Origin of the sequence: Nitrosomonas sp. Nm132 (genome assembly GCF_900100485.1) — a bacterium.
Taxonomy (GTDB): Bacteria; Pseudomonadota; Gammaproteobacteria; order Burkholderiales; family Nitrosomonadaceae; genus Nitrosomonas.
In genome coordinates this window covers 25,118-32,373 of sequence record NZ_FNDH01000031.1, presented here as the reverse complement: position 1 = coordinate 32,373, position 7,256 = coordinate 25,118, and the positions used below count along the sequence as shown (strand labels likewise).

At 46.5% G+C, this 7,256-nt stretch carries 7 protein-coding genes and 1 pseudogene; 3 read left to right on the top strand and 5 right to left on the bottom strand.

Annotation, left to right across the window (positions count from 1 at the left end; translation table 11 throughout):
* The 3 genes and pseudogenes from BLP80_RS10800 to BLP80_RS10790 form a co-directional block, all read right to left on the bottom strand.
* Positions 1 to 135: pseudogene (locus BLP80_RS10800) on the bottom strand (IS5/IS1182 family transposase); the annotation flags it as partial.
* Between the two features lie 71 nt (positions 136 to 206).
* The gene (locus tag BLP80_RS10795) at positions 207 to 563 is read right to left on the bottom strand and encodes a lipoprotein (RefSeq protein WP_090543130.1); all 357 of its coding nucleotides are present in this window, start codon (positions 561 to 563) and stop codon (positions 207 to 209) included.
* Between the two features lie 334 nt (positions 564 to 897).
* Positions 898 to 1,314 carry a hypothetical protein gene (locus BLP80_RS10790; RefSeq protein WP_143002278.1) on the bottom strand — a complete coding sequence of 139 codons (417 nt, stop codon included), beginning with the start codon at positions 1,312 to 1,314 and terminating at the stop codon, positions 898 to 900.
* Between the two features lie 130 nt (positions 1,315 to 1,444).
* Between BLP80_RS10790 and BLP80_RS10785 the strand changes: the two genes are divergently transcribed.
* On the top strand, positions 1,445 to 1,807 hold the full coding sequence (locus BLP80_RS10785) for a hypothetical protein (protein ID WP_143002277.1): 363 nt from the start codon (positions 1,445 to 1,447) through the stop codon (positions 1,805 to 1,807).
* On the opposite strand, the gene BLP80_RS10780 is transcribed toward BLP80_RS10785, so the two are convergent.
* Complete coding sequence (locus BLP80_RS10780) at positions 1,782 to 2,333, bottom strand: hypothetical protein (protein ID WP_090543125.1); 552 nt, start codon at positions 2,331 to 2,333, stop codon at positions 1,782 to 1,784. The two genes, BLP80_RS10785 and BLP80_RS10780, sit on opposite strands and share 26 nt — an antisense overlap.
* 305 nt (positions 2,334 to 2,638) lie before the next feature.
* A complete protein-coding gene (locus BLP80_RS10775; protein ID WP_371128824.1) occupies positions 2,639 to 3,019 on the bottom strand; it encodes a c-type cytochrome in 381 nt (126 codons plus the stop codon).
* A gap of 518 nt (positions 3,020 to 3,537) precedes the next feature.
* Here BLP80_RS10775 and BLP80_RS10770 point away from each other — a divergent pair.
* Together BLP80_RS10770 and BLP80_RS10765 are read left to right on the top strand one after the other, a co-directional pair.
* Positions 3,538 to 4,482 (top strand): ADP-polyphosphate phosphotransferase, encoded by a 945-nt coding sequence (locus BLP80_RS10770; protein ID WP_090543121.1) that lies wholly within the window; start codon positions 3,538 to 3,540, stop codon positions 4,480 to 4,482.
* Between the two features lie 240 nt (positions 4,483 to 4,722).
* The gene (locus tag BLP80_RS10765; protein ID WP_090543119.1) at positions 4,723 to 7,170 is read left to right on the top strand and encodes a Lon protease family protein; all 2,448 of its coding nucleotides are present in this window, start codon (positions 4,723 to 4,725) and stop codon (positions 7,168 to 7,170) included.
* The last annotated feature ends 86 nt before the right edge of the window (positions 7,171 to 7,256 follow it).

Sequence of the window (7,256 nt, the reverse complement as noted above, 5' to 3'; positions counted from 1 at the left end):
CGGACAACCAACCCGCATTCGGTATAGCACACCCTCCACCGTCATGCGCAGATTGCGCTTGTTATAAATCGCTTCTTGAAGCAGAATCTTCTCCAGCTTCGGCCAGAATTCATCGGTGAGCATCAGTCGGGGCATCGTAAACTCGTTTTGTGGGGGGGTGTGAAAAATCTCTCAATATTACGAATTTACTTCGATTTATGAAATACTTACCTCAAAACGTCAACGGACCCTAGGCTGACTGTCAGCGGATTGGGCTGCAGATCGTAGACTGCACCAGTGCCGTAATCAATGAACCCCCCTAGCATTACCCCTGCACCTGCCAATGTAGGCATCATGGTGGCGGTTTGCTGGTGGCAGCCGTCTTTGCTGATGGTGATTTGCAGAGATTGATCACGCTTAACCTTGATCTGGCATGGTGATACGCAACTCTGGCCGTTGCTGAACTGGATATCCGCACCGACCGGGTTGGTGTTGACTGACACTTGTTGCTCAGTGCCTCGGATCATTGTGGCACACCCTGAAAGGATGGCCGCCATCACTGCTACGCTTACTATTTTTTTCATTATTATTAATCTCTTTCTTAATATCTGAAGTTATTCTTTTTTTTTAAAAAACGCCTGCCTAATTTCTATCGCCTCATTGTTGCTCCTCCCTTTTTTGGATTTGCATTATCAATGCCAGGAGCATTATTAACAACCGCGTTACTATTGAGGATTATTCGTCAAAAAATACTAAAGTTTTTGTGATGTTGGCCGATACAAGGTTTGTAACGGCTGCTTTGTTATATCACCTCCAAAAAACCCGGTGGGTAATGCCCATTACTCACCGGGCTATTTTATTTCCTCGACTGAACTCAAACCGAAACCCACCGGCGCTTATACGATCGCCTTTACATACTCAGTAGATGTCTCTCCGATCTATTCCCAGCGCACTGGCTGCATCAGTCATGGAGGCAAATTCTTTGATGATTCCGCCCTGTAACGAGAGTTTGATCACGGGTATCCCTTTCCTCCCGCAGGAGTGGGCTTTTTCAATCTTCCTCATCGCGATCAGCGTATTGCGCACGTGTTTCAGTGGTATGCCAGTTGCCCTAGCAATTGTGTCCAAACTTTTTCCTGGATTGAAAAGCCTCACAATCTGAGACTTTTTAGTCTGCCGTGGCAGGCTGTTGCTTAAAGCCTTCGGTAGATCATTTTTCGCCAACGATGCACCCCCATATACGCTTGCGGCATTTGGGTAAGAGGAGGGAGCTGGCACAGTGACCATGCCGAGAGAAATCAGCCAGTGATTGTCAGGTGCAGGTTTTGCATTCATGATGTCGCCTTGAAAAGTTCTCAAAACAATCCTATTTGTTCCGGTTCCTCCGGTTCCTCGGCTGCCAGTATTTTTCTGACTTGCCGCGCGGTGAGGGCGTATTTCAGCGCTAGCTGGCGCTGGCCCAAGGATGGCCATTCTTCGCGAATCTCGGCATTGCGCGGTGGATGCGGATAGCTTCCGCTTTGGGGATATCGAAAGGATCCATCCCACCGAAGCGCTCGACCAGCTGGAGTATGGCCGCTTTGCCCATGATATCGATCAGGTTGTGATCCTCCGGCAGACGCTTTGGGACGTACAGGCGCACGCTGGTCGCGGCTTACCAGCTTCAGCGTGGCGCGCTGTGTCGAGTTTTGGAATAGATTCTGAGAGAAAAAAGCTTGAAGCTTCGCCAGTTGTTGTGAGCAAGCTGGTGGGTTTTTGCTTTTCTACCTTTCTTCGTATGGTAGTTTCAGCGGATATAAAACTTAATCGCGATGACTTCGAGGCCTAGCATTACCTTGATTTAGTTTACTCTGATCTCTTCCGGTAAAAATATTTCTGCCTCGCTTGGGTCCTGGATTATTACTATAATTCTGATTAATGAGATTACCGCTATAAGGAGAATTGGCACGAGGCTGGTTAGTTGAAAGAGGAGTATGTTGACCTCTTTTCAAATTTGAATTACTACCTCGCTGATTGTGTGGCAATACATTTCCTTTGCTTTCAAACCCTGGATTATTATTGTAATTCTGATTATCGAGGCTGCGGTTATAAGGATTATTAGCTTGAGTTTGATTGATTTGAGATTTGTAAGATGGAAGAGGAGTGCGTTGACTTCTTTTCAAATTTGAATTACTACCTCGCTGATTATGTGGCAATACATTTCCTTTACTTTCAGATGCTTTGCCAGTTTTATCTGTCACAAATGGTGACGGTGTTACTGTTGGCGATTGAGCTAGAAGGTTCACTCCATGTGCCTCTGCCATTACAGAGATGGATATCGTTAATCCAATTATGATCAAAATAAGCTTTTTCATGAATTACTCCTTTATCCATGTCAATCAGTGTTGGAAAGCCGCCATGTAATGGCGTCAAAATTTACCAGTAAGAATTGTTATAACATTGTTTTGGCAAAAGTAATTGATTCTTAACCTGGTATACAATGAATGCTAAAGGTGGTAAATTTTGATGCTGTTTTACATATTTTTACCCATCAGACTGTAAGCAACGCTAGAAATTCTTACAGAATTTATTTCTTATACAGAGTTGATTACTTGAGCGATAGTTGAAGCGCCCGTAGTGACAATTTCTGCACTACGGGTTTATGTGTTAGATCAATAGACTATTTGGTTTTGCTGTTTGCCAGCACGTATTCCGCCAAACGATCCGCTGGCTCTCCCGTAATATTAGGGAAGGCAGTCATGGTCATACCACCTGCTTGCACTTTTTTGATAATAGCGTCTTTATTCGCCATTGCAGCGCTCAACATCAGTACACTGCCATCGGTATTAGGTTTATGGCATTTGGTGCAGTTGAGGCTGAATATTTCTTCGCCACTAGCAGTCGCTGCTGGCGTGTAGTTATCGGTCTTAGCGCAGCCAATCAAACCTGCCAATCCAACAGTTGCTAATAATAAGGTTGCTTTTCTCATATTTACGCTCCAGTTCATTTTTTCAAGAATACGGATTCGAAAGTGACGCTGCAATCTATCGAGGGCGAACATTACATCCTGTTGATCCTAGTGGTCAAGGATATTGTTATCCTAAAATCAGCGCTTCTGGATGGAAACCCGCAAAGTCTGGCTGTCTGGGCGTTAACGATATGTTGCGGCTAAGATAAAATTTTTACAAATCATCTTTATTCATGCCAGCTAAACCCGAATATTTCATAAATTGGCACGTGCCCTCACTTGCCTTTTGATTAATGAGAAAGATTTTGCTCAGTCGGGTGTATGAATCACTACACCCCTCTTTCTCAAAACTTCCCTATTAATCAAAATCCTGCGTGATCATCACGCGAATTTATGAAATATTCGGGCTAATTATCCCGGCAAAAGAAAATTTGACATGCAGTAAGAAAATGTAAGAAACATGATTATTTGTCAGCGTTTTTGACCTTGTACTGGATCTCTGATACTTTGCAACTTGCAGAATAGTTATTTTGTTTTCCTATGTCCATAAGCGAGCCTGGAGTGTAGTTCCACGCTGTGCGCGGCCCATCCCATCATATGGAAGCAATATCATGAAACACGTCACCGAAATTAGTATCGTCGATTATTGTATCAAGCCCGGAACCCAGCTGGATCTTGCCCAATGGCCGACTGTGATCAAGCCGTTTTATGATTCGAAGGAGTCGTACAAAGAGAGGCTCAAAGCGGGCATTAAGCAGCTGACAAAACTGCAGCGCCTGCTGTACGCGCACAACCGTTATTCGCTGCTGCTGATTTTTCAGGCTATGGATGCAGCGGGAAAGGATAGTGCCATCCAGCATGTGATGTCCGGGGTGAATCCGCAAGGCTGTCAAGTGTATAGCTTCAAGCATCCCAGTGAAACAGAGCTGGAGCATGACTTTCTGTGGCGCACTCACCGTGCTCTGCCTGAGCGCGGACGCATTGGCATCTTCAATCGTTCCTATTACGAAGAGGTACTGATCGTGCGCGTGCGCCCGGAGGTGCTAAAAGCGCAGAATCTGCCTGACTCGTCGTTGAATGTGAACGATTTCTGGGCGCAGCGCTACCGATCCATCGTTGAGTCCGAGGCGCATCTGTACCGCAATGGTACGCGCATTATCAAGTTCTTCTTGCATCTCTCCAGGGAAGAGCAGCGTCAGCGTTTTTTGGCGCGCATCGATGATCCTGACAAGAACTGGAAATTTTCCGATGCTGACATGGAGCAGCGCCAGGCTTGGGATCAGTACATGGCTGCCTACGAAGCATGCCTGACCGCCACCAGCACGGCTGAAGCACCGTGGTATGTAGTGCCGGCCGATGACAAGAAGAACGCACGGCTGATCATCTCGCAGATCATTCTGGATACGCTTTCTGACCTGGAGCTGTGCTACCCGCCGACCAGCAAGGTGCGCCACAAGCAACTGCTCGCTTTCCGGCATCAGCTCGAACAGGATGAGTATGAGGAAGTACACCAAAATCGCAAACTGCCCAACGTTAACATGCCGGAGCAGTCTTGATCGAAGCAGATAAGCATAACGAATGATCTGCTTCAATTTTTTTCATGCTGATCGCAATAATGACCATGCTGTGGTTTTGCCAAAACGAAGCTTGACTAACGCCTAATCCGAATTATTTCGATTATCGGATTAATAGCACTGTGCACTGTTGATGCAATCGTTGCTGGCATTGCTTCTGTCAGAAATGGTGATTAAACGGTTACAATTCTGGATTTCTTTCTAACAATAAAAATACACATAATGCCGATTATTGAACTGACTCCACGCGAGCTTCGCCTGACGATTGAACCTGCTTCACTGGGGTTTGCCGATACTTCAGAACTGATTGATCAGCCACTTTCCTGGATCGGCCAGGAGCGTGCTGAGAAGGCTGCTTACTTTGGACTCGAAATGGAACAACCTGACTACAATTTGTTTGTACTTGGGGAAGTAGGCAGTGGACGATCTTCTTTGTTACGGCAGGCGATGGCTAAGGTGGCGTCGCACAAGCCTGTTCCGCCCGATTTGTGCTATCTGCATCACTTCGATGTGCCAGAAAAGCCGCTTGCCCTGCGTTTACCGGCAGGGCAAGGTCGTTTGTTACGTCAAAAGCTGGCGCAACTATCAAAATATTTGCAGACGGAAATAGTCAGATGTCTTGATGGATCAGATTTCAAAGCAGAAAGTAAGCAGATTGAAAAAAGCTTCAAACTGGAAGAAGCTAACGCTTTTGCGGAACTTGACGCATTTGCCGAGAAATACCATTTCGCCATTCAGCGGGAAGCCGGCCGTATGGTTTTTACGCTGCTGGATGAATCAGGGAAAGTTCTAACCGAATCCGAAGCATTGGCCCTTCCTAAGGAGCGAAGATCCGAAATTGAGCAAGCTGAGGAGGCATTGCAGGCTGAAATCGCACACTATTTTGAGAAGGTTCGTCCACTGGAGCGAGCTAAAGATGAAGCCTTGACAACATTACAGCGCAATAAGATCAAATTGCTGCTGGAAAGCCAAATGAAGCCAATTCGTAGCGCGCTGAAATTGTTTGTTGAGGATGAGGAGAAATTCAGTCGTTATCTAGAAAAGATGGAAAGGGATATTCTCGATAATCTAGCATTGTTTAAGATCTCTGATTCCGATGAAGATAAACAAAAGGGAGATGTCAAATCCTTATTAGCTCGTTACCAGGTTAATCTGGTGATAGATAATCATGATTTGAAGAGTGCGCCGGTTATCATTGAAGAAAGTCCATCTCTTCGGTCATTATTTGGCAGTATCGAGTATCAATCGGTAGAAGGCGTGCTCGTAACAGATTTTACGCGTATCCATGCCGGAAGTCTGCTCAGGGCACATGGTGGATTTCTAATGTTACATCTCGATGATCTATTAGTGGATGGTCTGGTATGGGAAAAATTATGCCGCCTGCTGCGAAGTCATCTGCTGCAAATCGAGGAGCCTGGAACGGCCTTGAACCAAGTTATGACTGTTTCACTTGAACCGGAAGCAGTGCGGATACGAGTCAAGATCATCCTCATTGGCTCGCGTGAGCAATATTACATATTACAAGAAGAGAATCCGGAGCTTGCCAGGCGTTTTCGCATTAAGGTTGATTTCGCGGATAGTTTCGTATCTAACGAGCAAAGTCGCCGCGCTTCCTCCATTTTTGTCGCGCACGCCTGTCATGAATCGGCCTTACCCCATTTTACGGCCGCTGCTGTTGCACGCTTGCTGGAGGATTGTCACCGGGCAGCCAATGATCAGTCACGGCAGAGCGCCATTTTCAGCCGTACTGAAACACTGGTGTTAGAAAGTGTCGCCCAGTGCAAAGTACAGACTGGTTGCCTGGTTGATGTAGCCGATGTCGAGACAGCGCTGCAAGCGCGTATCCAGCGTCATAATTATCCGGATCAATGCTTGCAGGAGTCTATTGCAGATGGGGATGTCTTGATTGTGATCGAAGGGGAAAAGGTTGGGCAGATTAATGGATTGACGCAAATTGATTTGGGGGATCACTGTTTTGGTGCGCCGGTACGCATCACAGCACACACGTTCGCGGGTGAAGATGGGGTGCTGAATATCGAACGCGAAGTAGGACTTTCCGGACCCATTCACGATAAAGGCATGTTTATCCTACAGAATTACCTATCGGCCTTGTTTGCCCATATCGCACCGCTTGCGCTCAATGCCTCGATTGTATTTGAGCAGGAATACAATGGAATAGAAGGGGATTCTGCCTCCTGTGCAGAATTATATGCCTTGCTGTCTGCGTTATCAGGCGTACCTTTGAAGCAAGGGATCGCAGTGACGGGTGCAATCAATCAGTATGGTGAAATCCTGCCGGTAGGGGGGCTCAATGAAAAGATAGAAGGTTATTTTAATGTTTGTGAGACCGCCGGATTGGATGGTACCCATGGGGTATTGATTCCTCATCGTAACCGCAGGCATCTTATGTTGTCACATGATGTGATCGAAGCAGTTTCTCAAGGATTGTTTCACATCTATACGGCGGAACATATGAGTGAAGGTATCGAATTGCTGACCGATTTTCCAGCTGGAATCACCGCTGAAGCAAACCTCAATGAGGTGATCCACTATCCGCATGACAGTGTGCTGGGCTATGCACAAAAGGCACTCCGTGCTTACCGGCATGCCTGTCAGCTTTCTCAGCATCCCAAGACGGAGCGTAGGCGGTTTGGGTATGCTGAAAGATAGGGATAATGATCGAATCATTCCAGCTACACACTTGCATCGCCGCAGACGATTGCTTGCAGGCGCGCTTGATCAGTTTCTGTGGCATG